Origin of the sequence: Bacillus sp. FSL K6-2819, assembly GCF_038008305.1 — a bacterium.
Taxonomy (GTDB): Bacteria; Bacillota; Bacilli; order Bacillales; family Bacillaceae; genus Bacillus; species Bacillus amyloliquefaciens.
Genome location: NZ_JBBOYV010000001.1, coordinates 102,463 through 117,118 on the forward strand (window position 1 = coordinate 102,463; position 14,656 = coordinate 117,118).

Below are 14,656 nucleotides of genomic sequence, written 5' to 3' on the forward strand. Positions count from 1 at the left end.
ATTGATTTGTCAAGAGTGCAATGAGAGACCGGCCACTTTTCACTTTACGAAAGTTGTTAATGGAGAAAAGCAAGAAGTTCATATATGTGAACAATGCGCAAAAGAAAACAGTGACTCATACGGTATAAGTGGAAACCAAGGGTTCTCGATTCATAATTTATTATCAGGGCTGCTGAATATGGAGTCTTCATTTCAAAACACGGGTTCTCAAATGTTCGGCTACCCAGAGCAAGGCACAGCTTGTAAGAAATGCGGCATGACGTTTCAGCAACTGAGGAAAACTGGGCGGTTCGGCTGTGCGGAGTGTTACGATACGTTCTATAGCCAAATTACGCCGATCTTGCGGAAAGTCCACAGCGGGAATACGGTGCACGCCGGGAAAATTCCAAAACGTATAGGCGGAAACCTGCATGTAAGGCGGCAAATGGAAATGTTAAAAAAGGAGCTAGAATCTTTAATACACCAGGAAGAGTTTGAAAAAGCAGCGCAGGTCAGGGATCAGATCCGATCGTTGGAGCAGGAATTAAAAAGCACAGACAGTGAGGAGGAACAAGGGTAATGTCGCTCAAGCATTTTATTCAGGACGCATTAAGCAATTGGATGAAGCAAGAGGGACCTGAAAGTGACATTGTACTCAGCAGCCGTATACGGTTGGCCCGTAACTTTGAAAATATAAAGTTTCCTGCCCGGTATACGAATGAAGAAGCCTCATCCATTATTCAGCAATTCGAAGATCATTTTTCAGGGAAAAAACTTCCTGATATCGGTCAATTTCATTTAATCAGAATGAGTGAAGCTCAGCCTCTGGAAAAACGGGTGCTGATGGAGAAACATCTGATCAGCCCGAATTTAACGGAATCGCCGTTTGGCGGCTGTCTGCTTTCTGAAAATGAGGAAGTCAGCATTATGTTAAATGAAGAAGATCATATCAGAATTCAATGCCTCTTCCCCGGCTTCCAGCTTCTCAATGCGATAAAAGCTGCAAACCAGGTTGATGACTGGATTGAGGAGAAAGTGGATTACGCCTTTGGTGAGAAGAGAGGGTACTTAACAAGCTGTCCTACAAATGTAGGGACGGGGCTAAGGGCTTCGGTCATGATGCATTTGCCGGGTCTCGTATTAACTAGGCAAATGAATCGAATTATACCGGCAATTAACCAATTAGGTCTGGTTGTTAGAGGAATTTACGGTGAAGGCAGCGAAGCATTAGGAAATATCTTTCAAATTTCAAATCAAATCACACTTGGAAAGTCAGAACAGGACATCGTCGATGATTTGAACAGTGTGGCTGCCCAGCTGATTGAGCAGGAACGCTCAGCCCGAGAAGCGCTTTATCAAACCTCGAAAATTGAATTAGAGGACCGGGTATTCAGATCTTACGGAGTTTTATCCAACTGCCGTATGATTGAATCGAAGGAAACGGCGAAATGCCTTTCTGACGTTCGGCTGGGGATAGACCTGGGGATCATTAAAGGGCTATCAAGCAATATACTTAATGAACTGATGATTTTGACACAGCCGGGTTTTCTCCAGCAATATTCGGGCGGTGCATTACGGCCGAACGAAAGAGACGTGAGAAGAGCGGCTCTTATCAGGGAAAGGCTGCATTTAGAAATGAGTGCAAATAGACAGGAGGATGATTCGATATGATGTTTGGAAGATTTACAGAGCGAGCTCAAAAGGTATTGGCACTGGCACAGGAAGAAGCACTGCGCTTAGGCCATACAAATATCGGAACTGAACATATATTATTGGGGTTAGTCCGTGAAGGTGAAGGGATAGCATTTAAAGCCTTAGAAGCGCTGGGCCTCAATTCAGATAAAATGCAAAAAGAAGTGGAAAGTTTGATTGGCCGAGGACAGGAAAGCACCACATCTGTCCCTCATTACACGCCTCGAGCAAAAAAGGTAATAGAACTCTCAATGGATGAAGCCAGAAAGCTGGGACATTCTTATGTAGGAACAGAACACATACTTCTCGGGCTGATTCGTGAAGGTGAGGGAGTCGCCGCGAGAGTTCTGAATAATCTGGGTGTCAGTCTCAATAAGGCGAGACAGCAGGTTCTTCAGCTTCTCGGAAGCAATGAAACAGGGACATCTGGAGCCGGAACAAATAGCAGCGCAAACACTCCGACGCTTGACAGTCTGGCGCGTGATTTAACCGCGATTGCGAGGGAAGACAGCCTTGATCCGGTTATCGGCCGAAGCAAAGAAATTCAGCGTGTTATTGAGGTATTAAGCCGCAGAACAAAGAATAACCCCGTTCTTATTGGAGAACCGGGTGTAGGTAAAACTGCGATTGCCGAAGGCCTCGCACAGCAGATCATCAACAATGAAGTGCCGGAAATTTTACGTGATAAACGCGTAATGACGTTAGATATGGGGACGGTTGTAGCCGGCACGAAATACCGCGGAGAATTTGAAGACCGCTTGAAAAAGGTAATGGATGAAATACGTCAGGCCGGCAATATCATTTTATTCATTGATGAACTGCACACACTGATCGGAGCGGGAGGAGCAGAAGGTGCGATTGACGCGTCGAATATTTTAAAACCTTCATTGGCGCGCGGAGAGCTTCAGTGCATCGGTGCGACAACGCTTGATGAATACCGCAAATATATCGAAAAAGACGCAGCCCTGGAGCGCCGTTTCCAGCCGATTCAGGTGGATGAGCCGTCAGTCGATGAAAGCATTCAAATTTTAAAAGGACTCCGTGACCGCTATGAAGCGCATCACCGCGTATCCATTACTGATGAAGCGATCGAAGCGGCAGTTAAATTGTCCGACCGTTATATATCTGACCGCTTCCTTCCGGATAAAGCGATCGATTTAATTGACGAAGCCGGTTCAAAAGTGCGTCTCCGTTCTTTCACAACGCCTCCGAACTTAAAAGAGCTTGAGCAGAAGCTTGATGAAGTTCGCAAGGAAAAAGACGCTGCCGTTCAAAGCCAGGAATTTGAAAAAGCGGCTTCTCTTCGTGATACGGAGCAGCGCCTGAGAGAACAGGTGGAAGATACGAAAAAAACGTGGAAAGAAAAACAAGGCCAAGAGAACTCCGAAGTTTCTGTAGAGGATATCGCGATGGTTGTATCCAGCTGGACCGGGGTGCCTGTATCTAAAATTGCGCAAACGGAAACAGATAAGCTTCTCAATATGGAAAGCATTCTGCACTCTCGTGTCATTGGCCAGGATGAAGCCGTTGTAGCCGTTGCAAAGGCTGTGAGACGTGCAAGAGCCGGTCTGAAGGATCCGAAACGTCCGATTGGTTCATTCATCTTCTTAGGTCCTACAGGCGTAGGGAAGACAGAGCTGGCAAGAGCACTGGCGGAATCCATTTTCGGTGATGAGGAAGCGATGATCAGAGTGGATATGTCCGAATACATGGAGAAACATTCGACTTCACGCCTTGTCGGTTCTCCTCCGGGATATGTCGGCTATGATGAAGGCGGCCAGCTGACAGAAAAAGTGAGAAGAAAACCTTACTCTGTCGTACTGCTTGATGAAATTGAAAAAGCGCATCCTGATGTGTTTAACATTCTCTTGCAAGTGCTTGAAGACGGACGCTTGACTGATTCAAAAGGACGCACTGTTGATTTCCGCAACACGATCCTGATTATGACGTCAAACGTCGGAGCGAGCGAGCTGAAACGCAACAAATATGTCGGCTTCAATGTTCAGGATGAATCACAAAACCATAAAGACATGAAAGACAAAGTGATGGGAGAGCTGAAGCGTGCCTTCAGGCCTGAGTTTATCAACCGGATTGACGAAATTATCGTCTTCCACTCCCTTGAGAAAAAACATCTTACAGACATCGTGTCGCTTATGTCTGACCAGTTAACAAAACGTCTGAAAGAACAAGATCTCTCTATAGAGCTGACAGAAGCTGCAAAAGCAAAAGTAGCAGACGAGGGCGTCGATTTGGAATACGGCGCACGTCCGTTAAGAAGAGCGATCCAAAAGCATGTGGAGGACCGTTTATCAGAAGAGCTCCTCAGAGGCAATATTGATAAAGGGCAGCACATCGTTCTTGATGTAGAGGACGGCGAATTTGTCGTAAAAACGACTGCTAAAACGAACTAATATAGTGACAAACATGAGGCATACGTAAGCAAGTGTATGCCTCACTTTGTTATATAGAGAAATATTCGATAAGGAAGAGGTCTTACAGCGTATATGGCTAAATCAAAAACAAAATTCATCTGCCACTCATGCGGTTATGAATCCGCAAAATGGATGGGAAAGTGCCCGGGCTGCGGGGCTTGGAATACAATGGTGGAAGAAACCATAAAAAAAGCGCCGGCGAATCGGCGGGCGGCTTTCTCCCATTCCGTTCAAACCGTCCAGAAACCATCACCCATTACATCAATTGAAACATCAGAAGAACCCCGCGTTCAAACCAAGCTCGAAGAATTCAACAGAGTGCTTGGCGGCGGAGTTGTGAAGGGCTCGTTAGTATTAATCGGCGGCGATCCCGGCATCGGTAAATCAACGCTCCTTCTTCAAGTATCCGCACAATTAGCAGACACGGCCGGCAGCGTGCTTTACATTTCTGGGGAAGAATCTGTGAAGCAAACGAAGCTGCGCGCCGACAGACTTGGAATCAACAGCCAATTGTTACATGTTTTATCTGAAACCGATATGGAGTATATTTCGTCTGCTATACAAGAGATGAAACCCGCATTTGTTGTGGTAGACTCCATTCAGACCGTTTACCAAAGTGATATCACCTCAGCTCCCGGCAGTGTATCACAAGTAAGAGAGTGTACGGCCGAATTGATGAAAATCGCGAAAACAAACGGCATACCTATTTTTATCGTCGGACACGTTACAAAAGAAGGATCGATCGCAGGACCGAGATTGCTTGAGCATATGGTCGATACCGTTCTATACTTTGAAGGAGAGCGGCACCATACATTCCGTATTTTGCGGGCTGTAAAAAACCGTTTCGGCTCAACAAATGAAATGGGCATCTTTGAAATGCGGGAAGAAGGGCTTACAGAAGTGCTGAACCCTTCTGAAATTTTCTTAGAAGAGCGTTCTGCCGGGGCTTCGGGTTCGAGTATCGTTGCGTCAATGGAAGGCACGAGACCGATCTTAGTTGAAATCCAGGCGCTCATATCACCGACCAGCTTCGGAAATCCGCGCCGCATGGCTACAGGAATTGACCACAACAGGGTGTCGTTAATCATGGCTGTGCTTGAGAAGCGGGTGGGGCTGTTGCTTCAAAATCAAGATGCGTATTTAAAAGTCGCCGGCGGGGTCAAACTGGATGAACCAGCGATTGATTTGGCAGTAGCCGTCAGCATTGCTTCAAGCTTCAGAGATACACCGCCAAATCCTGCAGATTGCTTTATCGGTGAAGTGGGTCTGACAGGAGAAGTCCGCAGGGTGTCAAGAATCGAACAGCGCGTAAAAGAAGCGGCGAAGCTCGGCTTCAAGCGTATGGTCATACCTGAGGCAAATTCAGACGGATGGACAATACCAAAAGGGATTGAGGTTGTCGGAGTAGCAAATGTTGCAGAAGCGCTTCGTACTTCATTAGGAGGATCATAATAGATGGAAAAAGAGAAAAAAGGGGCGAAACAAGAGCTTGACCTGTCTGCAATCCTGCAGTTCGTTGCACCGGGAACCCCGCTCAGAGCCGGGATAGAAAATGTACTTCGGGCAAATACAGGCGGCCTGATTGTTGTCGGATACAACGATAAGGTAAAACAAGTCGTGGATGGCGGTTTTCATATTAATACATCATTTGCGCCCGCTCACTTATACGAGCTGGCCAAAATGGACGGAGCCATTATTTTAAGTGATTCCGGCCAGAAAATTCTTTATGCGAATACGCAGCTTATGCCGGAGGCGACCATTTCTTCTTCAGAAACGGGAATGAGGCACCGTACAGCGGAACGGGTGGCAAAGCAGACCGGCTGTCTCGTCATAGCCATTTCTGAACGCAGAAATGTCATTACGTTATACCAGGACAGCATGAAGTACACACTAAAGGACATAGGCTTTATTTTAACAAAGGCTAACCAGGCCATTCAAACGCTTGAGAAGTATAAAACCATTCTAGACAAAACGATTACAGCTTTAAACGCCTTAGAATTTGAGGAGCTTGTGACATTCAGTGACGTGCTGTCCGTCATGCACCGGTATGAAATGGTGCTCCGTATAAAAAATGAAATCAACATGTATATTAAAGAACTCGGAACGGAAGGCCACTTAATCCGTCTGCAGGTGATTGAACTGATTACGGATATGGAAGAAGAAGCGGCTCTTTTCATCAAAGACTATGTAAAAGAAAAAATCAAAGATCCGTTCGTGCTGTTAAAAGAGCTTCAGGATATGTCCAGCTATGATCTGCTTGATGATTCCATTTTGTTTAAGCTGCTTGGATATCCCGCTTCTACCAATCTCGATGATTATGTTCTGCCGAGAGGATACAGGCTGCTGAACAAAATTCCGCGTCTGCCGATGCCGATTGTTGAAAATGTGGTTGAGGCATTCGGATTTTTGCCAAGCATAACGGAAGCGACAGCCGAAGAACTGGATGATGTTGAAGGTATCGGCGAGGTGCGCGCCCAAAAAATCAAAAAAGGCTTAAAACGCCTCCAAGAAAAACACTATATAGATAGACAGCTTTAAGTATCGCTTAAACCTGTGGGAATCCGGGTATATTATTGTTAGTTTTTGTTTATTCTGATATTTGTAGGCTTTGACAGTCTGCTGAAAAATGCTACTTAAAAGGAGGTGGGGGTATGTTAAAACGAATAGTTCAGGCGTTCTTCATTATTGTGGGTTGCGTTGTCGGTATCTTTTTAATACCTGAATTGTTTGTACTGTCAAATATACAGGACATACCTTTAATAACAAACGCATATACGTCTGCTGCAATTGGTGCTATTATCTTTTTTCTCATCAGTATATGGACGACAGAATATGTGATTAATTGGGTAAAATGGATTGAAGATTCTTTGCTGAGAGCCCCGGTGCCGGATCTGTTATTCGGAAGTCTCGGATTGGTTTTTGGACTTATCATCGCATATCTCATTGTAAACGTGATTCCGCTGGACAATATTCCGTACCGTATATTCAGCACCATCATCCCGGTCTTTCTGGCTTTCTTTCTCGGTTATCTCGGCTTTCAGGTCGGATTTAAGAAAAAGGATGAACTGATCAGCCTGTTCTCCATTTCTGCAAGAATGCAGAAGAAAAAGGGAAGCGGCGATGAGGAGCAGGAGGAACAGGAGAAAAGGCTGAAAATCTTGGATACAAGTGTTATTATTGATGGGAGAATTGCAGATATTTGTCAGACGGGCTTTTTAGAAGGAGTCATTGTAATTCCTCAATTTGTGCTGGAGGAATTACAGCATATCGCCGATTCTTCAGATGTTTTAAAACGTAACAGAGGACGCCGCGGACTGGATATCTTGAATCGCATTCAAAAGGAACTTGATATTACCGTTGAAATTTATGAAGGCGACTTTGAAGACATTCAGGAGGTTGACAGCAAGCTTGTCAAACTTGCGAAGCTGACATCCGGCGTCGTTGTGACGAATGATTTTAATTTAAATAAAGTATGTGAGCTTCAGAAGGTTGCGGTACTGAATATTAATGACCTTGCGAACGCCGTGAAGCCGGTTGTGCTTCCGGGTGAAGAGATGAATGTGCAGGTGATTAAGGACGGGAAAGAGCATAATCAAGGTGTGGCTTACTTGGATGACGGAACAATGATCGTTGTGGAAGAAGGCCGCAATTATATAGGGAAACATATTGATGTGCTTGTAACCAGCGTACTGCAGACAGCAGCGGGGCGAATGATTTTTGCCAAGCCTAAGCTGCTTGAGAAGGCTCTTTAAGAGGGAGTTAATGATGGAGTATGTCGTAGTCATTCCGGCTGCCGGACAAGGGAAACGGATGAAGGCCGGGAAAAATAAGCTGTTCATCAGCTTAAAGGGTGCGCCTGTTATTATACACACACTGCGGGTTTTTGAAAGCCACGGCCCGTGTAAAAAAATAATCCTCGTGATCAATGAAAGTGAACGGGAAGATTTTCGTCAGCTGCTCGCCCAATTTCCGATCCAAACGGAAGTTGAGCTTGTCACCGGCGGGGCGGAGCGTCAGCACAGTGTATACGAAGGATTGAAAGTGATTGATAAGGAGTCCGTCGTCCTTGTTCATGACGGGGCGCGCCCGTTTGTCACGCATCAGCATATCGATAAGCTCGTTGAAACAGCAGAGGAGGCGGGAGCGGCTGTCCTGGCTGTTCCTGTGAAAGATACGATAAAACGGGCGGAAGGCTCCCGGGTTGCGGAGACCTTTGACCGTTCAAGCTTGTGGGCCGTTCAAACGCCGCAGGCTTTTCGTCTTTCTTTATTGAAGAAGGCGCATATGGAGGCGGAAAATAAAGGCTTCTTAGGCACGGATGACGCCAGTCTCGTCGAGCGGCTTGACGGATATCAGGTGAGTATCGTTGAAGGCAGCTATACCAATATTAAGCTGACAACACCGGATGATCTGATAACAGCGGAAGCAATCATGAAAGCGGAAAGTGGGAATCATAATGTTTAGAATCGGACAAGGATTTGATGTGCATCAATTAACGGAAGGCCGTCCTCTCATCATCGGCGGAATTGAAATACCTTATGAAAAAGGGCTGCTCGGGCATTCTGATGCGGATGTATTGCTTCATACAGTCGCAGACGCGTGCCTTGGAGCGGTAGGTGAAGGAGATATCGGCAGGCATTTCCCGGATACTGATCCGGAATTCAAGGATGCGGATTCTTTTAAGCTGCTTCAGCATGTCTGGAATATTGTCAAAGAAAAAGGATATGTACTCGGAAATATAGACTGCACGATTATTGCGCAAAAGCCGAAAATGGCTCCGCATATTGATGCTATGAGAAAACGAATAGCGGAAGGTCTTGAGGCAGACGTCTCTCAAGTAAATGTAAAAGCGACAACGACAGAAAAGCTCGGGTTTACCGGAAGAGCCGAAGGAATTGCCGCTCAGGCGACCGTTCTGATCCAAAAAGCCTGATCATTGTTTTGATGCCCGGTCTATTTGGTGGTAGAATAGATACATATATTCGGCTAGAGGCTACAGACGAGATGAAAGGAAGTATTTGAACATGGGAAATGAAGTACGCGTTCGCTATGCACCGAGTCCGACCGGACATTTGCATATCGGTAACGCCAGAACGGCGCTTTTTAACTATTTATTTGCCCGCAGCCAAGGCGGAAAGTTTATTATCCGGATTGAGGACACGGACAAAAAGCGAAATATTGAAGGCGGAGAGCAAAGCCAGCTTAACTATTTGAAATGGCTCGGCATGGACTGGGATGAAAGTGTGGATGTCGGCGGAGAGTACGGCCCGTACCGCCAGTCTGAGCGTAACGACATTTACAAAGTATACTATGAAGAGCTTCTTGAAAAAGGGCTTGCTTATAAATGTTTCTGTACGGAAGAAGAACTTGAAAAAGAACGTGAAGAGCAGATCGCCCGCGGGGAAATGCCGCGCTATTCCGGCAAACACAGAAACCTGACTCAGGAAGAGCAGGAGCAGTTTTTAGCCGAAGGCAGACAGCCGAGCATCCGTTTCCGCGTGCCGGAAGGGAAAATCATCGCTTTTAACGATATCGTAAAGGGCGAGATTTCTTTTGAATCAGACGGTATCGGCGACTTTGTCATCGTCAAAAAAGACGGAACACCGACGTATAACTTTGCCGTCGCAATTGACGATTACTTAATGAAAATGACGCACGTGCTCCGCGGTGAAGACCATATTTCAAATACACCGAAACAGATCATGATTTTTCAGGCGTTCGGCTGGGATATTCCTGTATTCGGTCATATGACGCTTATCGTAAACGAAAGCCGCAAAAAATTAAGTAAGCGTGATGAATCAATTATCCAGTTTATTGAGCAGTATGAAGAGCTGGGTTACCTGCCTGAAGCGCTGTTTAACTTTATCGGACTTCTCGGCTGGTCTCCTGTCGGTGAAGAAGAGCTCTTCACAAGAGAGCAATTTATTGAAATTTTTGATGTGAATCGTTTATCTAAGTCACCGGCTCTGTTTGATATGCATAAACTGAAATGGGTCAACAACCAATACGTCAAAGCGCTGGATCTTGATCAAGTTGTTGAGCTGACTCTTCCTCACCTGCAAAAAGCAGGAAAAGTCGGCACTGAGCTTTCTGCCGAAGAGCAGGAATGGGTGCATAAGTTGATCTCTCTTTATCATGAGCAATTGAGCTACGGCGCTGAAATTGTCGAGCTGACTGATTTGTTCTTTAAGGATGAAATCGAGTATAATCAAGAGGCAAAAGCCGTTCTGGAAGAAGAACAGGTGCCTGAAGTGCTCAGCGCATTTGCTGCGAAGCTTGAAGAGCTTGAAGAATTTACGCCTGAGCAGATCAAAGCCTCAATTAAAGCTGTTCAGAAAGAAACAGGCCATAAAGGCAAAAAGCTGTTCATGCCGATTCGTGTAGCGGTTACCGGCCAGACACACGGTCCGGAGCTTCCGCAGGCTATTGAGCTGATCGGAAGAGAAACAGCCGTAAAACGCCTGAAAAGCATCTAAATATACGATTGTTGACAGGGAAGAGTATAAAACAATGACCATTACAGAAAGAATCTTCATCGGCTGAGAGAGATTCATGCGTCATGTTTTAGAAGTGCGCCCTTAAGACCTTTGAAGAACATTTCTGCGGAAATCAGTATTTAAAGGCGGCCGCCGCCGTTACCGGCTTTTAAGTTGGGAAAACAGCATTTTGTTTTTCAAACAGAGTGGAACCGCGCGGTAAAAGCGTCTCTGTCATGTTTACATGCAGAGGCGCTTTTTTTATAGGCGGAAAAATAGACTGGAGCGGGGAGAGAATGGGGGGAAGCATGTGTTTTTTAAAATGCTAAAAGAAGACATAGATACAGTGTTCGATCAAGATCCGGCAGCAAGAAGCTATTTCGAAGTTGTTTTAACTTATTCTGGTTTACATGCTATATGGGCGCATCGGATTGCACATGCTTTATATAAACGGAGGTTTTTCTTCCTTGCGCGGCTGATATCGCAGATTGCCCGTTTCTTTACCGGTATTGAAATCCATCCCGGCGCGACCATCGGGAGAAGATTTTTCATTGACCACGGTATGGGGGTCGTCATAGGGGAAACGTGTGAAATCGGCAATAACGTGACGGTTTTCCAAGGTGTCACTCTCGGGGGAACGGGAAAAGAAAAGGGAAAGCGGCATCCGACCATTAAAGATGATGCTTTAATTGCAACAGGGGCGAAGGTGCTCGGCTCTATAACAGTCGGGCAAGGTTCTAAAGTAGGGGCCGGCTCCGTTGTGCTGCGTGATGTTCCCGACTTTTCAACCGTTGTCGGCATACCGGGAAAAGTCGTCATTCAGAACGGAAGAAAAATCAAACGCGATCTCAATCACCAAGACTTGCCCGATCCGGTTGCTGACCGGTTTAGAGCATTGGAGCAGCAGATTTTTGAGCTGCAGGCTGAACTGGAAGATAAAAAAGAAAGGATCAACCAAAAATGACCATTACACTTTATAATACATTGACACGGAAAAAGGAAACATTCGTTCCTCTTGAGGAAGGAAAAGTAAAAATGTACGTGTGCGGACCGACTGTATACAACTATATTCATATCGGAAACGCCCGTCCGGCGATTGTGTATGACACCGTACGCAACTATTTGGAATATAAAGGGTACGACGTTCAATATGTATCGAATTTCACCGATGTTGACGACAAACTGATTAAAGCCGCCAACGAGCTCGGCGAGGACGTTCCGACCGTTTCTGAGCGGTTCATTAAAGCGTATTTTGAAGACGTGGGCGCCCTCGGATGCCGGAAAGCAGATCTTCACCCTCGGGTTATGGAGAACATGGACGCCATTATTGAATTTGTCAGCGAGCTGATTAAAAAAGGCTACGCTTATGAATCAGAAGGCGACGTCTATTTCAAAACAAGAGCCTTCGAAGGCTACGGCAAGCTATCTCAGCAATCAATTGATGAACTCAGATCTGGAGCGCGTATCCGTGTCGGTGAGAAGAAAGAGGATGCGCTGGACTTTGCTCTTTGGAAAGCCGCCAAAGACGGAGAAATCTCATGGGATAGCCCTTGGGGAAAAGGCCGCCCAGGCTGGCATATTGAATGCTCCGCAATGGTGAAAAAGTATTTGGGTGACGAGATCGATATTCATGCCGGCGGTCAGGACCTGACATTCCCGCACCATGAAAATGAAATCGCACAATCCGAAGCATTGACAGGCAAGACATTCGCAAAATACTGGCTTCACAACGGTTATATCAATATAGATAATGAGAAAATGTCAAAATCGCTCGGCAACTTTGTTTTGGTGCACGATATCATTAAGCAATATGACCCGCAGCTGCTGAGATTTTTCATGCTGTCCGTTCATTACCGCCACCCGATCAACTATTCGGAGGAGCTGCTTGAGAAAACAAAAAACGCGTTTAACCGCTTGAAGACGGCCTACAGTAATTTAAACCATCGTTTGATTAGCAGCACGAATCTGACTGACAATGATGATGAATGGCTCGCTAAAATCGAAGAGCACCGCACGGCATTTGAAGAAGCAATGGATGATGACTTTAATACGGCGAATGCGATTTCCGTATGGTTTGATTTAGCGAAGCTCGCCAATTACTACATGCAGGAGGACAATACGGCGGATCACGTCATTAAAGCCTTTATCAGCATGTTTGACAGAATCGGATCTGTTCTCGGACTTACGCTCGGTGAAGAAGAGCTTGTCGATGAAGAAATTGAAGAATTGATTGAGAAGAGAAATGAAGCCCGCCGTAATCGCGATTTTGCTTTATCCGACCAGATTCGCGATCAGCTGAAAAGCATGAATATCATTCTTGAGGATACGGCTCAGGGAACTCGCTGGAAGCGGGGAGAGTAAGCGGATGCTTCAATTTGAACAAATCAAAGATTCAAAGCAGTTAAACGGTCTTGCGCTCGCTTATATGGGTGATGCCATTTTTGAAATATATGTCCGGCATCACCTGCTTAAGCAGGGCCATACGAAACCGAATGACCTTCATAAGAAAGCAAGCCGGATTGTATCGGCAAAATCACAGGCAGACATTCTTTTCCGCCTTCAGGACGAATCCTTTTTCACGGAAGAAGAGGAAGCCGTGCTGAGAAGAGGAAGAAACGCGAAATCAGGGACGACACCTAAAAACACAGATGTACAGACGTACCGCCATAGTACAGCTTTTGAGGCTTTGCTCGGATATCTTTTTCTTGAGAAAAGAGAAGAAAGACTGGATCAGCTGATTACTGAGGCTTTACAAGTCGGGACGTCAGGGAGGAAAACAAATGAGTCAGCAACATGATTACGTCATAGGAAAAAACGCAGTGATTGAGACGTTAAAGTCTGATCGCAAGCTGTACAAGTTATGGATGGCGGAAAACACAGTAAAAGGACAGGCGCAGCAAGTTATTGAGCTTGCGAAAAAACAAGGCATCACTATCCAATTTGTACCGAGGAAAAAACTCGATCAGATGGTGGAGGGGCAGCATCAGGGAGTTGTCGCCCAGGTGGCGGCATATGAATATGCACAATTAGACGAATTATATAAAAGAGCGGAAGAGAGAAACGAACAGCCTTTCTTTCTCATATTGGACGAGCTGGAAGACCCTCATAACCTCGGATCTATCATGAGAACGGCTGATGCCGTCGGCGCACACGGCATCGTTATTCCGAAACGCAGAGCGGTCGGTCTGACTGCGACGGTCGCAAAAGCATCGACCGGTGCCATTGAACACATTCCCGTCGTGAAGGTGACCAACCTTGCCCGGACACTTGATGAAATGAAGGAGCGGGGCATTTGGGTTGTCGGAACGGATGCATCCGCCCGGGAAGACTACCGCTCTATGGACGGCAAGATGCCTTTGGCGCTTGTTATCGGAAGCGAAGGAAGAGGAATGGGCCGCCTTGTGAAAGAGAAATGTGATTTTCTCATTAAACTTCCGATGGCCGGAAAAGTCACGTCTCTGAATGCGTCAGTAGCGGCCGGCCTTCTGATGTATGAAGTCTACCGGAAACGCAATCCTTTAGGGGAATAAAGACCGATGGACATCCTATTAGTAGACGGATACAACATGATAGGAGCTTGGCCGCAGCTAAAGGATTTAAAAGCGAACAGTTTTGAAGAAGCGAGAGATGTGCTGATTCAGAAGATGGCGGAATATCAGTCATACACGGGAATCAAAGTCATTGTGGTGTTTGACGCACATCTGGTAAAAGGCATAGAGAAAAAACACACGAATCACAGAGTCGAAGTGATTTTTACACGGGAGAATGAAACGGCGGATGAGCGGATCGAGAAGCTTGCCCAGGCGCTGAATAATATCGCGACACAGATTCATGTCGCGACCTCTGATTATACGGAGCAGTGGGCGATTTTCGGACAAGGGGCTCTCCGCAAATCCGCCCGGGAGCTGCTGAGGGAAGTTGATGCGATAGAACGCCGGATTCAAAGACGGGTTTCAAAGATCACTTCCGAAAAACCCCCGGGTAAAATCGAGCTGTCCGAAGAGGTTTTGAAAACGTTTGAAAAGTGGCGTCGCGGCGGCCTGGATTAGGTTGACGCTTTTTCGCCCATTAATGTAT

At 46.1% G+C, this 14,656-nt stretch carries 14 protein-coding genes and 1 other annotated feature; all 14 genes read left to right on the forward strand.

All coding sequences use genetic code 11. The features are described 5' to 3' along the window. Position 1: 1 nt before the first annotated feature. The 14 genes from MHH91_RS00570 (at position 2) to rae1 (ending at position 14,628) form a co-directional block, all read left to right on the forward strand. Positions 2-559: a UvrB/UvrC motif-containing protein gene (locus MHH91_RS00570; RefSeq protein WP_013350789.1), complete on the forward strand. Its 558-nt coding sequence runs from the start codon at positions 2-4 to the stop codon at positions 557-559. Continuing rightward, complete coding sequence (locus MHH91_RS00575) at positions 559-1,650, forward strand: protein arginine kinase (protein WP_013350790.1); 1,092 nt, start codon at positions 559-561, stop codon at positions 1,648-1,650. Before MHH91_RS00570 ends, MHH91_RS00575 begins: the two co-directional genes overlap by 1 nt. Then, a complete protein-coding gene (gene clpC / locus MHH91_RS00580; protein WP_013350791.1) occupies positions 1,647-4,082 on the forward strand; it encodes an ATP-dependent protease ATP-binding subunit ClpC in 2,436 nt (811 codons plus the stop codon). The genes MHH91_RS00575 and clpC overlap by 4 nt, the downstream gene beginning before the upstream one ends. 93 nt (positions 4,083-4,175) lie before the next feature. Further along, positions 4,176-5,555: a DNA repair protein RadA gene (radA, locus tag MHH91_RS00585; RefSeq protein ID WP_013350792.1), complete on the forward strand. Its 1,380-nt coding sequence runs from the start codon at positions 4,176-4,178 to the stop codon at positions 5,553-5,555. A 3-nt stretch (positions 5,556-5,558) separates the two neighbouring features. After that, on the forward strand, positions 5,559-6,641 hold the full coding sequence (gene disA / locus MHH91_RS00590) for a DNA integrity scanning diadenylate cyclase DisA (protein WP_014469611.1): 1,083 nt from the start codon (positions 5,559-5,561) through the stop codon (positions 6,639-6,641). 113 nt (positions 6,642-6,754) lie between these two features. Beyond that, the gene (locus tag MHH91_RS00595; RefSeq protein WP_013350794.1) at positions 6,755-7,855 is read left to right on the forward strand and encodes a PIN/TRAM domain-containing protein; all 1,101 of its coding nucleotides are present in this window, start codon (positions 6,755-6,757) and stop codon (positions 7,853-7,855) included. Positions 7,856-7,868: 13 nt separating this feature from the next. Continuing rightward, complete coding sequence (gene ispD / locus MHH91_RS00600; RefSeq protein WP_038463178.1) at positions 7,869-8,567, forward strand: 2-C-methyl-D-erythritol 4-phosphate cytidylyltransferase; 699 nt, start codon at positions 7,869-7,871, stop codon at positions 8,565-8,567. Further along, the gene (ispF, locus tag MHH91_RS00605; protein ID WP_013350796.1) at positions 8,560-9,036 is read left to right on the forward strand and encodes a 2-C-methyl-D-erythritol 2,4-cyclodiphosphate synthase; all 477 of its coding nucleotides are present in this window, start codon (positions 8,560-8,562) and stop codon (positions 9,034-9,036) included. Before ispD ends, ispF begins: the two co-directional genes overlap by 8 nt. Before the next feature lie 91 nt (positions 9,037-9,127). Then, entirely contained in the window at positions 9,128-10,579 is a 1,452-nt protein-coding gene (gltX, locus tag MHH91_RS00610; RefSeq protein WP_014469613.1) for a glutamate--tRNA ligase, read from the forward strand. Between the two features lie 2 nt (positions 10,580-10,581). Then, positions 10,582-10,815 (forward strand) — a binding site (T-box leader). 74 nt (positions 10,816-10,889) lie between these two features. Continuing rightward, positions 10,890-11,543, forward strand: a complete 654-nt coding sequence (cysE, locus tag MHH91_RS00615; RefSeq protein WP_003156410.1) for a serine O-acetyltransferase — start codon at positions 10,890-10,892, stop codon at positions 11,541-11,543. After that, the gene (gene cysS, locus MHH91_RS00620) at positions 11,540-12,940 is read left to right on the forward strand and encodes a cysteine--tRNA ligase (RefSeq protein ID WP_013350799.1); all 1,401 of its coding nucleotides are present in this window, start codon (positions 11,540-11,542) and stop codon (positions 12,938-12,940) included. Before cysE ends, cysS begins: the two co-directional genes overlap by 4 nt. 4 nt (positions 12,941-12,944) lie before the next feature. Further along, on the forward strand, positions 12,945-13,376 hold the full coding sequence (locus tag MHH91_RS00625) for a Mini-ribonuclease 3 (protein ID WP_013350800.1): 432 nt from the start codon (positions 12,945-12,947) through the stop codon (positions 13,374-13,376). Further along, positions 13,360-14,109 (forward strand): 23S rRNA (guanosine(2251)-2'-O)-methyltransferase RlmB, encoded by a 750-nt coding sequence (rlmB, locus tag MHH91_RS00630; protein ID WP_013350801.1) that lies wholly within the window; start codon positions 13,360-13,362, stop codon positions 14,107-14,109. Before MHH91_RS00625 ends, rlmB begins: the two co-directional genes overlap by 17 nt. 6 nt (positions 14,110-14,115) lie before the next feature. Beyond that, positions 14,116-14,628 carry a ribosome-dependent mRNA decay endonuclease Rae1/YacP gene (gene rae1, locus MHH91_RS00635; protein WP_013350802.1) on the forward strand — a complete coding sequence of 171 codons (513 nt, stop codon included), beginning with the start codon at positions 14,116-14,118 and terminating at the stop codon, positions 14,626-14,628. The last annotated feature ends 28 nt before the right edge of the window (positions 14,629-14,656 follow it).